This is a genomic window from Enterobacter cloacae complex sp. 342H5, from assembly GCF_050030905.1.
GTDB lineage: Bacteria > Pseudomonadota > Gammaproteobacteria > Enterobacterales > Enterobacteriaceae > Enterobacter > Enterobacter intestinihominis.
On the sequence record NZ_JBLGVB010000001.1, the window covers coordinates 4038545 to 4054070 of the forward strand.

General features: G+C 56.4%; 9 protein-coding genes. 5 read left to right on the forward strand and 4 right to left on the reverse strand.

The window, feature by feature from the left end; genetic code table 11:
- The first annotated feature begins 53 nt into the window (after nucleotides 1-53).
- Nucleotides 54-1556, forward strand: coding sequence for a helicase HerA-like C-terminal domain-containing protein (locus ACQG03_RS19275; RefSeq protein ID WP_022649540.1), 1503 nt, complete (start codon nucleotides 54-56; stop codon nucleotides 1554-1556).
- Here the strand turns inward: ACQG03_RS19275 and ACQG03_RS19280 are convergent.
- Nucleotides 1536-2477, reverse strand: coding sequence for a TIGR01212 family radical SAM protein (locus ACQG03_RS19280; RefSeq protein ID WP_096147825.1), 942 nt, complete (start codon nucleotides 2475-2477; stop codon nucleotides 1536-1538). The genes ACQG03_RS19275 and ACQG03_RS19280 overlap by 21 nt on opposite strands.
- Nucleotides 2478-3164: 687 nt before the next feature.
- On the opposite strand from ACQG03_RS19280, the gene gltB reads away from it, so the two are divergent.
- The 4 genes from gltB to codA all read left to right on the forward strand — a co-directional run bounded on the left by gltB (nucleotide 3165) and on the right by codA (nucleotide 11761).
- Entirely contained in the window at nucleotides 3165-7625 is a 4461-nt protein-coding gene (gltB, locus tag ACQG03_RS19285) for a glutamate synthase large subunit (protein ID WP_022649542.1), read from the forward strand.
- Nucleotides 7626-7634: 9 nt separating this feature from the next.
- A complete protein-coding gene (gltD, locus tag ACQG03_RS19290) occupies nucleotides 7635-9053 on the forward strand; it encodes a glutamate synthase subunit GltD (protein ID WP_032626441.1) in 1419 nt (472 codons plus the stop codon).
- 187 nt (nucleotides 9054-9240) lie between these two features.
- Nucleotides 9241-10491: a cytosine permease gene (codB, locus tag ACQG03_RS19295; protein WP_063163485.1), complete on the forward strand. Its 1251-nt coding sequence runs from the start codon at nucleotides 9241-9243 to the stop codon at nucleotides 10489-10491.
- Nucleotides 10481-11761, forward strand: a complete 1281-nt coding sequence (codA, locus tag ACQG03_RS19300; protein WP_063146516.1) for a cytosine/isoguanine deaminase — start codon at nucleotides 10481-10483, stop codon at nucleotides 11759-11761. Before codB ends, codA begins: the two co-directional genes overlap by 11 nt.
- A 149-nt stretch (nucleotides 11762-11910) precedes the next feature.
- Here codA and ACQG03_RS19305 read toward each other — a convergent pair whose 3' ends face one another.
- The 3 genes from ACQG03_RS19305 to ACQG03_RS19315 are packed head-to-tail and all read right to left on the reverse strand — an operon-like array spanning nucleotide 11911 to nucleotide 15526.
- A complete protein-coding gene (locus ACQG03_RS19305; protein ID WP_022649546.1) occupies nucleotides 11911-12615 on the reverse strand; it encodes a DUF1120 domain-containing protein in 705 nt (234 codons plus the stop codon).
- A complete protein-coding gene (locus ACQG03_RS19310; RefSeq protein ID WP_032626444.1) occupies nucleotides 12612-13142 on the reverse strand; it encodes a hypothetical protein in 531 nt (176 codons plus the stop codon). Before ACQG03_RS19310 ends, ACQG03_RS19305 begins: the two co-directional genes overlap by 4 nt.
- Nucleotides 13139-15526, reverse strand: coding sequence for a fimbrial biogenesis usher protein (locus tag ACQG03_RS19315; RefSeq protein ID WP_063163484.1), 2388 nt, complete (start codon nucleotides 15524-15526; stop codon nucleotides 13139-13141). Before ACQG03_RS19315 ends, ACQG03_RS19310 begins: the two co-directional genes overlap by 4 nt.

Below are 15526 nucleotides of genomic sequence, written 5' to 3' on the forward strand. Positions count from 1 at the left end.
TTTTGCCGTCAGGTTGCCTATACTCCACCCAGGACTACGAGAGGACGTGCATCATGAGTACACCATTGTTAATCGCCAGGACGCTGGAAAAAGAGCTGTTTTTACTGCCCGCGATGGCGAACCGTCATGGCCTGATCACAGGCGCGACCGGGACGGGAAAAACCGTCACCCTGCAGAAGCTGGCTGAGTCGTTGTCCGAGGCTGGCGTGCCGGTTTTTATGGCTGACGTGAAGGGCGATTTAACCGGGGTGGCTCAGGAAGGCACGGCGTCAGAAAAACTGCTCGAGCGCCTGAAAAATATCGGCATCACGGACTGGACGCCGCACGGTAATCCAGTGGTGGTCTGGGATATCTTCGGCGAAAAAGGGCATCCGGTGCGCGCCACCGTCTCCGACCTCGGCCCTTTGCTGCTGGCCCGTCTGCTTAATCTTAACGACGTGCAGTCCGGGGTGCTGAACATTATCTTCCGTATCGCCGACGATCAGGGCTTACTGCTGCTCGACTTCAAAGATCTGCGCGCCATCACCCAGTACATTGGCGATAACGCCAAATCCTTCCAGAACCAGTACGGCAATATCAGCAGCGCCTCGGTGGGCGCCATTCAGCGCGGGCTCCTGACGCTGGAGCAACAGGGCGCCGAGCATTTCTTCGGCGAGCCAATGCTGGATATCAAAGACTGGATGCGCACCGACAGCAGCGGCAAAGGCATCATCAACATTCTGAGCGCAGAGAAGCTCTACCAGATGCCGAAGCTCTACGCCGCCAGCCTGCTGTGGATGCTCTCTGAACTCTACGAACAACTGCCGGAAGCAGGCGATCTGGAAAAACCCAAACTGGTGTTCTTCTTTGACGAAGCGCACCTGTTGTTTAACGACGCGCCGCAGGTGCTGCTGGATAAAATTGAACAGGTTATCCGCCTGATCCGCTCCAAAGGCGTCGGGGTCTGGTTTGTGTCGCAAAACCCGTCGGATATTCCGGACAACGTACTGGGGCAACTGGGTAACCGCGTGCAGCACGCCCTGCGCGCCTTTACGCCGAAAGATCAGAAAGCGGTGAAAGCCGCGGCGCAAACCATGCGTGCCAATCCGGCCTTTGATACCGAAACCGCCATTCAGGCGCTAGGCACCGGTGAAGCGCTGATTTCGTTCCTCGATGCAAAAGGCAGCCCGACAGTTGTCGAGCGCGCGATGGTGATTGCGCCCTGCTCGCGCATGGGGCCAGTAACGGACGATGAACGCAACGGCCTGATCAACCACTCCCCGGTGTACGGGAAGTATGAAGACGAGGTGGATCGCGAATCCGCGTTCGAGATGCTGCAAAAAGGGGTGCAGGCGACTGCCGAATCGCAGAATGCGCCTGCCGCCAAAGGGCAATCTGTAGCCGTGGACGACGGCATTCTCGGCGGGCTGAAAGATATTCTGTTCGGCAGCACCGGGCCGCGCGGCGGCAAACGCGATGGCGTGGTGCAGACCATGGCAAAAAGCGCGACGCGTCAGATTACCAACCAGATAGTGCGCGGCATGCTGGGAAGTCTGTTAGGCGGCCGTCGCCGGTAGCGGTGGAACCCACGGGCGGCCAAGCGCCGACCCCTGTACGCCGTTCTCCTGTAGATAGCGGTCGATTTCCAGCATCCCCGTCCAGCGGTTCTCACACCAGAGCGGTGCCAGAAGCGTTGGGCGGCGGGCGCTTGCCGAGATGCGGTGGTAAACAATCTCCGGCGGCGTGTGGCGAATCATCTCCCCCGCCGTCACCGTATAGTCGTCGAGTTCGATGCCACTTAACCGCCCCGCTTCCCAGGCTTTCGCCATAATGCTTCCCGTAACGATATGCAGCGGGTGCAGCTTAATGCCGTCCACGCCGGTCTCGACGACTTTTTCCAGCGTTTCAAGACCATGCTGCTGCCCTTCTCCCGGCAAGCCGACAATCAGATGCGAGCAGACTTTTAATCCACGCTCGCGGGCGAGACGTGTGGTGCGCTGGTAGCAGGCAAAATCATGCCCGCGATTGATACGGTGCAGGGTTTTGTCGTGCGCGGTCTGCAAGCCCAGCTCCAGCCAGATCTCGTAGCCCTTCTCTTTGTACTCGCTAAGTAAATCCAGCACGGCGTCCGGCACGCAGTCCGGACGCGTCCCCACGCACAGCCCGACAATGTTCGCTTGAGCAACCGCCTGTTGATACATAGCGCGCAGCACCTGCACCTCCGCCCACGTGCTGGTGTAGGCCTGGAAATAGGCCAGATATTGCTTCGCGCGGTTCACCAGACTCGCCTGATGGGCGAGCTGTTCAGCGATAGATTTATGCTGTTGAGCTTCATCAGCAAACGAGGCCACGTTACAGAAGGTGCAGCCACCACGCCCGATGGTGCCATCGCGGTTCGGACAGCTAAAGCCGCCGTGCAGCGTCAGTTTGTGAACCTTTTGTCCGTAGCGCTGCAAAAGATCCCCACCAAACATATTGACTAATTTCTGTAACTGCATAATCTGATAGACCGTCCCGAAGAAAGGGGACAAGCCTGCCATTTTTAGCCTCTGTCGGCGATGACCTGGATCAATCGCCCTGGACGGCCTTTATCTATTTGAATAAATAATCACGATTACCGAGATTTCATTCACCCTGCACGTAATTACTTTTCCTTATGTTCTGATGGTTTTTTTCATTTATAGCGCCAGGTCTGAAAAACAGTGATTTTATGCGGGTTTGAATGCCACCCCAGATTATTATTCTGCTATAAATCTGCATTTCAGCACGCTGCATTGATAATACCGCTTTCATATAGTGAGTCAGATCACACTCCCCTGCACCTTCCCGGCGCTTTAAGTGGTTGTAAAAATAGTGAAATCATCAATAAAAACAACAACATGACTACTCTTTAGCACATTTTTGTATAAATAAGATTGCCATTTGACCTGTGTACCAATTCCCGATAAGTTGGAAATCCGCTGGAAGCTTTCTGGATGAGCGGCCTGCTCATCATATTTATGCAGTAATTGAGATTCCCTCTGAAGCAAGTCCTCAAACTTGTTTACCTGCGCGAAAGGATGAAAAAGAGGGCGAATGCGAGGTCCGCGTATGAAACGCTAACCCCGTCGCCATGCTCTTTCTGCGCCTGTGCGCCACGGTAAAGTTCAGTGGGAAGCCCGACGAGCCTGGGGAGGTTCACTGATATGTTGTACGATAAATCCCTTGAGAAGGATAACTGTGGTTTCGGCCTGATCGCCCACATAGAAGGCGAACCTAGCCACAAGGTAGTGCGTACTGCTATTCACGCACTGGCCCGTATGCAGCACCGTGGCGCCATCCTTGCCGATGGTAAAACCGGCGACGGTTGCGGTCTGCTGCTGCAAAAACCGGATCGTTTCTTCCGCATCGTGGCGGAAGAGCGCGGCTGGCGTTTAGCCAAAAACTACGCTGTCGGTATGCTGTTCCTGAATCAGGATCCTGAAAAAGCTGCCGCGTCACGCCGCATCGTTGAAGAAGAACTTCAGCGTGAAACCCTGTCGATTGTCGGCTGGCGCGATGTGCCAACCAACGAAGGGGTGCTCGGTGAAATCGCCCTCTCCTCGCTGCCTCGTATTGAACAGATTTTCGTCAACGCGCCTGCGGGCTGGCGTCCGCGTGATATGGAACGCCGTCTGTTTATTGCCCGCCGCCGCATTGAAAAACGTCTTCAGGACGATAAAGAGTTCTACGTCTGTAGCCTCTCTAACCTGGTGAACATCTATAAAGGTCTGTGTATGCCGGCTGACCTGCCGCGCTTCTACCTGGACCTGGCGGATCTGCGTCTGGAATCGGCCATTTGCCTGTTCCACCAGCGCTTCTCCACCAACACCGTTCCACGCTGGCCGCTGGCTCAGCCGTTCCGCTACCTGGCGCACAACGGTGAGATCAACACCATCACCGGTAACCGCCAGTGGGCCCGTGCCCGTACCTATAAGTTCCAGACCCCGCTGATCCCGGACCTGCACGATGCCGCGCCGTTCGTGAACGAAACCGGCTCGGACTCCAGCTCAATGGATAACATGCTGGAACTGCTGCTGGCGGGCGGGATGGATATCGTGCGCGCCATGCGTCTGCTTGTACCGCCGGCCTGGCAGAACAACCCGGATATGGACCCTGAGCTGCGCGCGTTCTTTGACTTTAACTCCATGCACATGGAGCCGTGGGATGGCCCGGCAGGCATCGTTATGTCCGACGGACGTTTTGCCGCCTGTAACCTGGACCGTAACGGTCTGCGTCCGGCGCGCTATGTCATTACCAAAGACAAGCTCATCACCTGTGCCTCAGAAGTGGGTATCTGGGATTACCAGCCAGACGAAGTGGTCGAGAAAGGCCGCGTCGGACCGGGCGAGCTGATGGTGATTGACACCCGCGGTGGGCGTATTCTGCACTCTGCTGAAACCGACAACGATCTGAAGAGCCGCCATCCGTACAAAGAGTGGATGGAGAAAAACGTGCGTCGTCTGGTGCCGTTTGAAGATCTGTCGGACGAAGAAGTGGGTAGCCGCGAGCTGGACGATGACACCCTCGCGAGCTTCCAGAAGCAGTTTAACTACAGCGCGGAAGAGCTGGACTCGGTTATTCGCGTGCTCGGCGAAAACGGCCAGGAAGCGGTCGGCTCAATGGGTGACGATACCCCGTTTGCTGTGCTCTCCAGCCAGCCACGCATTATTTACGACTATTTCCGTCAGCAGTTTGCGCAGGTCACCAACCCGCCAATCGATCCGCTGCGCGAAGCCCACGTCATGTCGCTGGCCACCAGCATCGGCCGTGAGATGAACGTATTCTGTGAAGCCGAAGGCCAGGCGCACCGTCTGACCTTTAAATCACCGATCCTGCTGTACTCCGATTTCAAACAGCTCACCACCATGACCGAGGAGCACTATCGCGCCGACACGCTCGATATCACCTTCGACGTGACCGAAACGAGCCTCGAAGAGACGGTGAACGCGCTGTGCGACAAAGCCGAGCAGATGGTGCGTAACGGCACCGTTCTGCTGGTGCTGTCTGACCGCAACATCGCGAAAAACCGTCTGCCGGTGCCTGCCCCCATGGCGGTGGGGGCTATCCAGACGCGTCTGGTGGACAAGAGCCTGCGCTGCGATGCCAACATCATCGTTGAAACTGCGAGCGCGCGCGACCCGCACCACTTTGCGGTGCTGTTAGGCTTTGGCGCCACGGCGATCTACCCGTATCTGGCCTACGAAACACTGGCCCGCCTGGTGGATACCCGCGCGATCGACAAAGACTACCGTGCTGTGATGCTGAACTACCGTAACGGCATCAACAAAGGTCTGTACAAGATCATGTCCAAAATGGGCATCTCGACCATCGCCTCTTACCGCTGCTCGAAGCTGTTTGAAGCGGTCGGTCTGCATGACGACGTTGCCAACCTCTGCTTCCAGGGCGTGATCAGCCGTATCGGTGGCGCAGGCTTTGCTGACTTCCAGCAGGATCTGGTGAACCTGTCGAAACGCGCCTGGCTGGCACGTAAGCCGCTGGAACAGGGCGGTCTGCTGAAATACGTTCACGGGGGTGAGTATCACGCTTATAACCCGGACGTGGTGCGCACACTGCAACAGGCGGTGCAAAGCGGCGAGTACAGCGATTATCAGCAGTATGCTGAGCTGGTGAACAACCGTCCGGCGGCGACGCTGCGCGATCTCATTGCCCTCAATCCGGGTGAGGAAGCGGTCAGCATTGACGAGGTTGAACCCGCATCTGAGCTGTTCAAACGTTTCGATACCGCGGCGATGTCCATCGGCGCGCTGAGCCCGGAAGCCCACGAAGCGCTGGCGGAAGCCATGAACAGCATCGGCGGCAACTCCAACTCCGGCGAAGGCGGTGAAGATCCTGCCCGTTACGGCACCAATAAAGTGTCCCGTATCAAGCAGGTAGCGTCCGGCCGTTTCGGCGTAACGCCTGCGTACCTGGTTAACGCCGACGTGATCCAGATTAAGGTCGCGCAGGGGGCAAAACCGGGTGAAGGCGGTCAGCTGCCGGGTGATAAAGTCACCCCGTACATCGCTAAGCTTCGCTACTCGGTGCCGGGCGTGACGCTGATCTCCCCGCCGCCACACCACGATATTTACTCTATCGAGGATCTGGCGCAGCTGATTTTCGACCTGAAACAGGTCAACCCGAAAGCGATGATCTCCGTGAAGCTGGTTTCCGAGCCGGGCGTTGGCACCATCGCCACCGGCGTGGCGAAAGCCTATGCGGATCTGATCACCATCGCCGGCTACGACGGCGGCACCGGCGCAAGCCCGCTCTCCTCCGTAAAATACGCGGGTTGTCCGTGGGAGCTTGGCCTGGTGGAAACCCAGCAGGCGCTGGTCGCCAACGGCCTGCGTCACAAAATCCGTTTGCAGGTAGACGGCGGGCTGAAAACCGGCCTCGACATCATCAAAGCGGCGATTCTGGGTGCGGAAAGCTTCGGCTTCGGTACCGGCCCGATGGTTGCGCTCGGCTGTAAATACCTGCGTATTTGCCACCTGAACAACTGCGCAACGGGCGTTGCTACCCAGGACGAAAAGCTGCGTAAGAATCACTATCACGGCCTCCCGTTCAAAGTGACTAACTACTTTGACTTCATCGCCCGTGAAACCCGCGAGCTGATGGCGCAGCTGGGCGTGAAGCGTCTGGTGGATCTGATTGGCCGTACCGACCTGCTGAAAGAGCTTGAGGGCTTCACGGCCAAGCAGCAGAAGCTGGAGCTGTCTAAGCTGCTGGAAACCGCTCAGCCGCATCCTGGCAAAGCGGTTTACTGCACCGAGAACAACCCGCCGTTCGACAACGGCGTGCTGAACGCGCAACTGCTGCAACAGGCGAAGCCGTACGTGGATGAGAAGCAGAGCAAAACGTTCTGGTTTGATATCCGCAACACCGATCGTTCCGTGGGTGCGTCCCTCTCCGGTTACATCGCGCAAACGCACGGTGACCAGGGCCTGGCGTCGGATCCGATTACCGCGCACTTCAGCGGTACCGCGGGTCAGAGCTTCGGTGTGTGGAACGCGGGCGGCGTTGAGTTATACCTGACCGGTGATGCCAACGACTACGTCGGAAAAGGCATGGCGGGCGGTCTGCTGGCGGTGCGTCCTCCGGTTGGTTCAGCCTTCCGCAGCCATGAAGCAAGCATCATCGGCAATACCTGTCTGTACGGTGCAACCGGCGGTCGTCTGTTTGCCGCGGGCCGTGCGGGCGAGCGTTTTGCGGTGCGTAACTCCGGTGCCATCACCGTGGTGGAAGGCATCGGCGATAACGGCTGTGAATACATGACGGGCGGAATTGTGTGCGTCCTGGGTAAAACCGGCGTGAACTTTGGCGCGGGCATGACGGGCGGTTTTGCCTACGTCCTGGATGAAGACGGTGAGTTCCGCAAACGCGTGAACCCGGAACTGGTGGAAGTGCTGGACGTTGATACGCTGGCCATCCATGAAGAACACCTGCGCGGCTTAATTACCGAACACGTGCAGCATACCGGTTCTTCGCGCGGCGAAGAGATCCTGGCCAACTGGCCGGCGTTCTCTGCGAAATTTGCGCTGGTTAAGCCGAAGTCCAGCGATGTTAAAGCCCTGTTGGGTCACCGTAGTCGTAGCGCAGCAGAGCTGCGCGTGCAGGCGCAGTAAGGAATTCAGATGAGCCAGAACGTTTACCAGTTTATCGACCTTCAGCGTGTTGATCCGCCAAAGAAACCGCTGAAGATCCGTAAAATTGAATTTGTTGAAATCTACGAGCCGTTTTCAGAAGGCCAGGCCAAAGCACAGGCAGACCGCTGCCTGTCCTGCGGTAACCCTTACTGCGAATGGAAGTGTCCGGTCCATAACTACATCCCGAACTGGCTGAAGCTGGCCAACGAAGGGCGTATTTTTGAAGCCGCCGAGCTGTCTCATCAGACCAACACCCTGCCGGAAGTGTGCGGCCGCGTGTGCCCTCAGGATCGTCTGTGTGAAGGCTCCTGTACGCTGAACGACGAGTTTGGCGCGGTGACCATCGGCAACATCGAACGCTATATCAACGATAAAGCGTTCGAAATGGGCTGGCGTCCGGATATGACCGGCGTGCGTCAAACCGACAAGCGCGTGGCGATTATCGGCGCGGGCCCGGCAGGCCTGGCCTGTGCGGACGTGCTGACCCGTAACGGCGTGAAGGCGGTGGTCTTTGATCGCCACCCTGAGATTGGCGGCCTGCTGACCTTCGGTATCCCGGCCTTCAAGCTGGAGAAAGAGGTGATGACCCGCCGCCGCGAAATCTTCACCGGCATGGGCATTGAGTTCAAACTGAACGTGGAAGTGGGCCGTGACGTGCAGCTCGACGACCTGCTGAAGGATTACGACGCCGTGTTCCTGGGCGTGGGTACTTATCAGTCCATGCGCGGTGGCCTGGAGAACGAAGATGCGCCGGGCGTGTACGACGCGCTGCCGTTCCTGATTGCCAACACCAGGCAGATCATGGGCTACGGTGAGACCGCCGATGAGCCGTTCGTCAGCATGGAAGGCAAACGCGTGGTGGTGCTGGGTGGCGGTGATACCGCGATGGACTGCGTGCGTACCTCCATTCGTCAGAACGCGGCGCACGTCATCTGTGCTTACCGTCGTGACGAAGAGAACATGCCGGGCTCTAAGCGCGAAGTGAAAAACGCGCGTGAAGAGGGCGTGGAGTTCCAGTTCAACATCCAGCCTCTGGGTATTGAGGTGAATGCCAACGGTAGAGTGAGCGGCGTGAAGATGGCGCGCACGGAGATGGGCGCGCCGGATGCGAAAGGCCGTCGTCGCGCGGAGATCGTGGCCGGTTCTGAACACGTGATCCCGGCTGACGCCGTGGTGATGGCGTTTGGTTTCCGTCCTCACAGCATGGAGTGGCTGGCGAAGCACAGCGTAGAGCTGGACTCTCAGGGCCGCATAATTGCGCCGGAAGGCAGCGACAACGCGTTCCAGACCAGCAACCCGAAAATCTTCGCCGGTGGCGACATCGTTCGCGGCTCTGACCTGGTGGTCACGGCGATTGCCGAAGGCCGTAAAGCGGCTGACGGGATCATGAACTTCCTGGAAGTGTAAGCCCCTCTGACTCCCCGGCAGAAGCATAAAGCGGAACGCTGGGGAGCCTGTTTTCAGTAACCTGCCCTTAAGTTAATGATACCTTTTTAAGCAAAAAAGCAGCGTAAATCCTGACGTAAACGTTTGCTTTCATGAAAAAAATGTATATTATGCGGCGGATTTTTTGGCCAAAATTCAAGGAGGCGTTGTGTCGCAAGATAACAATTATAGCCAGGGCCCCGTCCCTCTGGCGGCGCGGAAAGGCGTGGTTCCACTCACTTTTGTGATGTTAGGGTTAACCTTTTTTTCCGCCAGTATGTGGACCGGAGGTACGCTCGGTACCGGTCTTTCCTATAATGATTTCTTCCTCGCAGTTCTCTTCGGCAATCTCCTCCTCGGTATTTACACTGCTTTTCTTGGCTACATTGGCGCAAAAACCGGCCTCTCAACCCATCTTCTTGCGCGTTACTCGTTCGGTATAAAAGGTTCCTGGCTTCCCTCCATGCTTTTAGGCGGTACGCAGGTAGGATGGTTTGGCGTCGGCGTAGCGATGTTTGCCATCCCGGTGAGTAAAGCCACGGGCATCGACGTCAATATCCTGATCGCGGTATCCGGTCTGTTGATGACCATGACCATCTTCTTTGGTATCTCAGCGCTGACGATTCTGTCGATCATCGCCGTTCCCGCGATAGTTATCCTCGGCAGCTACTCCGTCTGGCTGGCGGTGCACGGCGTGGGCGGGCTGGATCATTTAAAAGCGATGGTGCCACAGACCCCGCTCAGTTTTTCAGGCGCGCTGGCGCTGGTCGTCGGCTCCTTCATCAGCGCCGGAACGCTGACCGCCGACTTCGTCCGCTTTGGGCGTAACGCGAAAGGCGCCGTGGTGGTGGCAATGGTGGCGTTTTTCCTTGGCAACTCGCTGATGTTTATCTTCGGTGCGGCAGGCGCCGCGGCAGTTGGACAGGCGGATATCTCGGACGTGATGATCGCTCAGGGGCTACTGCTGCCCGCCATTATCGTTCTCGGCCTGAACATCTGGACAACCAACGACAACGCGCTCTATGCGTCGGGTCTGGGCTTTGCCAACGTGACCGGCCTTTCCAGCCGCACGCTGTCGGTGGTTAACGGTATTATCGGCACGCTCTGCGCGCTGTGGCTGTACAATAACTTTGTCGGCTGGCTCACCTTTCTGTCGGCGGCGATCCCTCCCGTCGGTGGGGTGATTATCGCCGACTATCTGATCAACCGCCGCCGCTACGCCAGCTTCCATAGCGCTACCTTTGTGCCGGTCAACTGGGTAGCCATTCTTTCGGTCGCGCTCGGCGTGGCTGCCGGGAATATTATTCCCGGTATAGTGCCGGTGAATGCGGTCCTCGGCGGCGTATTCAGCTACCTTCTGTTAACCCCCTTAGTCAGACGTACCTTTGCTACCGCCCCGGAGGCTCCACATGCAGAATAATACCCTCACCATTCGTCAGGCCCGTTTACAGGGGCAAGAGGGGTTATGGCAGATCGCAATTGAAAACGGGCGCTTTAGCCGTATTGAACCGCAGGACGCGGCATCGTCACCTGCGGGCCAGGTGCTTGATGCTGAAGGCGGGCTGGTCATTCCCCCTTTCGTTGAGCCGCATATCCATCTGGATACCACTCAAACGGCTGGTGAACCGAGCTGGAACCAGTCTGGTACCTTATTCGAGGGGATTGAGCGCTGGGCTGAACGTAAGGCGCTGCTCACCCACGAAGATGTTAAGACCCGCGCAATGCAGACGCTGAAATGGCAGATGGCCAACGGCATTCAGCATGTGCGTACTCACGTTGACGTCTCCGATCCCACGCTGACGGCGCTGAAAGCGATGCTGGAAGTGAAGCAGGAGGTCGCCCCGTGGGTCGATCTGCAAATCGTGGCGTTCCCCCAGGAGGGCATTCTTTCTTATCCCAACGGTGAAGCGTTGCTGGAAGAGGCGGTGCGTATGGGGGCGGACGTCATTGGCGCAATTCCGCACTTTGAATTTACCCGCGAGTATGGTGTGGAGTCGTTGCACAAAACCTTCGCACTGGCGCAGAAGTACGACAGGCTGATCGACGTACACTGCGACGAAATCGATGATGAACAGTCGCGCTTCGTGGAAACCGTCGCCGCGCTGGCGCACCGTGATGGGATGGGCGCGCGCGTTACCGCCAGCCATACCACAGCGATGCACTCCTATAATGGCGCCTACGCGTCCCGCCTGTTTCGTTTGCTGAAAATGTCGGGCATCAACTTCGTCGCCAATCCGCTGGTGAACATCCACCTTCAGGGCCGTTTCGACACCTATCCTAAGCGCCGCGGCGTAACGCGCGTGAAAGAGATGCTGGAGGCGGGGATCAACGTCTGCTTTGGGCATGATGACGTTTTCGATCCGTGGTATCCCCTGGGCACCGCCAATATGTTGCAGGTGCTGCATATGGGTTTACACGTCTGCCAGCTGATGGGGTACGGGCAGATTAACGACGGGCTGAATCTGATCACCACCCACAGCGCGAAAACGCTCAACCTGCAGGACTACGGCGTGAAGGTGGGTAATTCTGCGAACCTGGTTGTTTTACCGGCCGAAAATGGCTTTGATGCGGTTCGTCGCCAGACGCCTGCGCGTTATTCTGTTCGTCACGGGCGGGTTATCGCCGAGACGGTACCCAGCCAGACAACGCTGCATCTGACGCAGCCGGAAGCGGTAACCTTTAAACGGTAATTATCGCTTCAGGAAATCTCATCCGGAGACGTATCAGCCTGTTTACGCTTTATCAGGTCTACAAATCGCAGCCTCTTTGCAGACCTGGTAAGCGCGGCGCCAGCGGTGAACTGGCGCGTCTATTTTCGATATTCTTTTGCAGAAAGAGATTATAAATAGACCAGCGTAATCACCGCCTCGCCGTCCAGCTTGATTTCTTGCCCGCTGCCAAGCCCGTTGGCGACTGCGGCACTCACCTGTAGCGGAACGACCGCCGATGAGATCGGCTGCGGAATATCCGTGCCTTTTTGCACAAACGTATAGAAAAAGTCCTGCTGGGTCGGCAAGGGCAATAGCGTCGTGCGCGTCCATGGACCATTTTTGGTCGCGGCCCCGGCGATCTCCACCTGAACAGCGGCACTTTCGTCGGCTGCCGTCACGCCTGCCGCGTTAATTTGCACCCCATAACTGCCAATCGGCTTCTGCTCGCTGGTCAATCCTAAACCAAACAGGCGGGTCGTATCACGCACATAGGCACCGTTATTTATCTGGAATTTTACCCCTTCTTGCCCGGATTTATCTTTGCCAACGACCACGGAACTGGCGCGGGTATCACGCGCGGTAATCGCAACTCCCGTAGAAGATTCACACGTCACCGATAGTGTAAGATCGCGAGTACCAAGCTGTGTGAATGCGCTGGAGGAGAGCGACCCCGCATAGCGCGTGCCGAAATCTGCCACACCGCCATTGCTCAACGCCGGTGTACAGGCGGCAGCGTCAACGGTGACATCCACATCAATATTGACCGTATCAGTTGCCCATACCGCTGAAGCGGCAGACATTCCGCAGAGTAATAGCGCTATACGCTTTTTCATTGTACATCCATCCTTACGCGTAAATTTCCGCGCCACACTTCTCTGTCCGTAATATGGTTACTTTTGAAGCGCGGTTTGATGGTAAGCGTGACAGACGCCGTTTTTCCCCGCAGCTCCTGACCGTTGATAAACGCAATCCCTTCGTTAAGCGCTGGCGCGATCTCTCTCACGCCGCCATTGGTAACCCACGGGTCGCCGGCATGGATAGCCGCCAGATTGACTGTACGATCGTCCACCGTTGCCTGCGCGGCAGTAACGCGCATGACGCCGTTATCACCAAAACCAAATTCATGCCCTTTCGGTACGTTACTGCCCAGAAAGAGACGAATACGCGACGGTTCATCGCATATCACGTTCAGGACAATCTGTTTCTCCGGCATCTCAATCAACCTGTTCCCTTCCGCCTGGCGCTCTGCGGCACTCATACGGCCATAGCTGAGTTTTTGCTGGCTTGATACTAACTGGCAGTCAGCCATAGCATGCAGAGAAAACGCCATTGCGCACACGGCTAAAATAAGCGCCTTCATTTACACACCTCATTGACAGTTTCATAGAATGTATCGGTATTTGCCTCTTTCGGAAGCTTCAGACCAAATGCACAGGTGCCGTTATCCAGTTTTGCCACCACCTGTTGAGCAGGTTCAACATCGTTAAAAAAGACCACGCCGTCATCCACTGAGGTCGTAAGATAATTTCCGTGCGAATCCTCAAGGGCGATCCCTTTCGGCAGCTTTTTACCGTTTGCCAGGGTAACGTTCACCAGTGCACGTCGCTGGGTTAACGCAGTAAAATCAAGATGCCCTACCGCTCCTTTGCCAAGCGTGACGACACGGGTTCCATTCCCGATATCCATATTTTTCGGCAATGTTTCCGTATCCACTTCTACCCGCGCTGGGCGCCAGGCTCCCACTGACGGTACCACTGCCTGACCACGGAAGTCGGTCCATACCGGCCCCTGGGGCGTGTCAATCCTCACACCGGAGACGGGTTTATCCAGAGCAGCGATCGCGAACGTGTCGCGGATCGCCCATGGAGAGAACGTACCGCCTTGTCCATGAACCGCGATGCCCCCCTGTAGCGATCCTGAATAGCTGCGGCTATTCTCGTTATCCGAACTGGCGCTCAGGCCAAGCTGCGTATAGTGAAGGTTGCTGCTTATCCCACCGTTTACATTATCGCGATTCGTGGCCTGATCGTGTTCAGCTCCCAGCGACCAGGATGTGGTATCACTTACAACGCCAAGCGCAGAGGCGCCATACCGCGTTTTATGGTCATCATGACGGCTGTACAGGCTAACGCTATTGCTGGCACCAAAAGGAATACTGAAGTTGACGTAGAACAGATCGCCATCATCCTCATTCTCCTCATCTGCACTCAACTGATGTTGCCAGTTCATGGAAATCGTGGCGTACTTGAATGACTTGTTCCAACCCGCAGAGATGAAGCGGGAATTATCTGACTTATCATAACCCTGCGTTTGGTAGTAGCTGGTGCTAAGCGTGCCTAAGTAGGGCACACTCCAGGTCAGCCCGGCGGAATACTCATTTTTATTACCGCTGTCGAAATCATCATCCAGTGCTTCAAAAAGTTCGCGATAGTCTTGCGATTTATGCGTAACAGAGGCGTTAGCCCCCATGCCAAATGCGGGGTCAGAACTCCATGTTGCCGATAGCGTGTACCTCTGCCCTTTCAGTGAATCTTTCGAATCGTTGGACTGGTTCGCCTGGAGTGAAACAAGCCAGGCTGGTAGCGGCACTGTATCAAGGCTGGTGGCGACAGCCTGGTAATCTTCGCCTACGATTGAGCCTGCGTTGACATTCACCCGTTCGCTTAGTTTCCAGCCTCCAGAAAGGCTGGCTACCCATGGCGTTTCACTATAGCTATCGCTCACTCGTCCCAGCGCGAAGTGATATCCTGAAGGCGCCCCTGCGCTCTGGTTATACAGAGCTGCGGGCACCACATAGCTGTGCTGGCTGCCATCGGTTTCCACTACCGTCACGTTCAGATCGCTAACGCCGTTACGTACCGGCACATCGGTGAGATTAAACGGCCCGACCGGCACCAGTGTGCTGTACACCAGAACATTTTGCTGACGCACTTCAATACGGGCCTGAGGCGTATTGGCGATACCGGACACGCTCACTCCGCTACCGCCCTGTTGTAAGGCGCTCTCCGGTGAAAGCTCGATACCATAGATTCCCGTTCCCTGAAGAAGGGAGTTATTGATATTGACCTCGCCCGCCCTCAGGGTACTTTTCAGGGGGACAAAAGTATGCTGCAAATAGGTCGACGAGTTATTACTCTCGAATTCTCCGTCGCTCCGGCTCAGCAGTTGCTGAGTACGTAAGATCCAGTCGTCGAAATTGACCCCACCGTCCAGCATGGCCTGTGAATAGTCAGAGTGCCCGTCACCAAACTCATTGCGCGAGGAGAGAAGAGAATAATTCAACAGCGCAGCAGTGCCACCGGAAGTATAAGCTCCGATATCCGATTCGCTGTTTGCTATCCGATCCGCCGGTACAACCAGACTTAGAGATTCTTGCGCAGGCGAAGCCTCCACAATAGCGCTCGGGATATGACCGGTATAATCGTAGCAGCCGGACTCATAGTCAGAGGGAACTTTTAATCCTGCCTGCTCCATAAAAGGTTTGTCGAAACAGAGATCGCCGTTGTTGTCGAAACGAGCAATAACGTTGCCTTTATTATCACCATTCACCTTCAGAGCGACGGAAACGCTACCCGGTAAATACTTCGTCTTGCGGGAGAAATAATTTGATACGTCCGGGTTTATCCCCAGTGAACGAAGCGTTTCCTGATCAAAATTAATGGCAGCAGTCTCCATCTGCTGAGCCATCGCCTGGCCAGAACAGACCAGGCCAATGAGACAGGCGAGTAACGTTTTTTGCTGCAT

Excerpts from the sequence above, each read along its gene's own strand:
- gltB (WP_022649542.1), top strand. The coding sequence starts at position 3,165 with ATGTTGTACGATAAATCCCTTGAGAAGGATAACTGTGGTTTCGGCCTG.
- ACQG03_RS19275 (WP_022649540.1), top strand. The coding sequence starts at position 54 with ATGAGTACACCATTGTTAATCGCCAGGACGCTGGAAAAAGAGCTGTTT.
- gltD (WP_032626441.1), top strand. The coding sequence starts at position 7,635 with ATGAGCCAGAACGTTTACCAGTTTATCGACCTTCAGCGTGTTGATCCG.
- ACQG03_RS19315 (WP_063163484.1), bottom strand. The coding sequence starts at position 15,526 with ATGCAGCAAAAAACGTTACTCGCCTGTCTCATTGGCCTGGTCTGTTCT.
- ACQG03_RS19310 (WP_032626444.1), bottom strand. The coding sequence starts at position 13,142 with ATGAAGGCGCTTATTTTAGCCGTGTGCGCAATGGCGTTTTCTCTGCAT.
- codA (WP_063146516.1), top strand. The coding sequence starts at position 10,481 with ATGCAGAATAATACCCTCACCATTCGTCAGGCCCGTTTACAGGGGCAA.
- ACQG03_RS19280 (WP_096147825.1), bottom strand. The coding sequence starts at position 2,477 with ATGCAGTTACAGAAATTAGTCAATATGTTTGGTGGGGATCTTTTGCAG.
- ACQG03_RS19305 (WP_022649546.1), bottom strand. The coding sequence starts at position 12,615 with ATGAAAAAGCGTATAGCGCTATTACTCTGCGGAATGTCTGCCGCTTCA.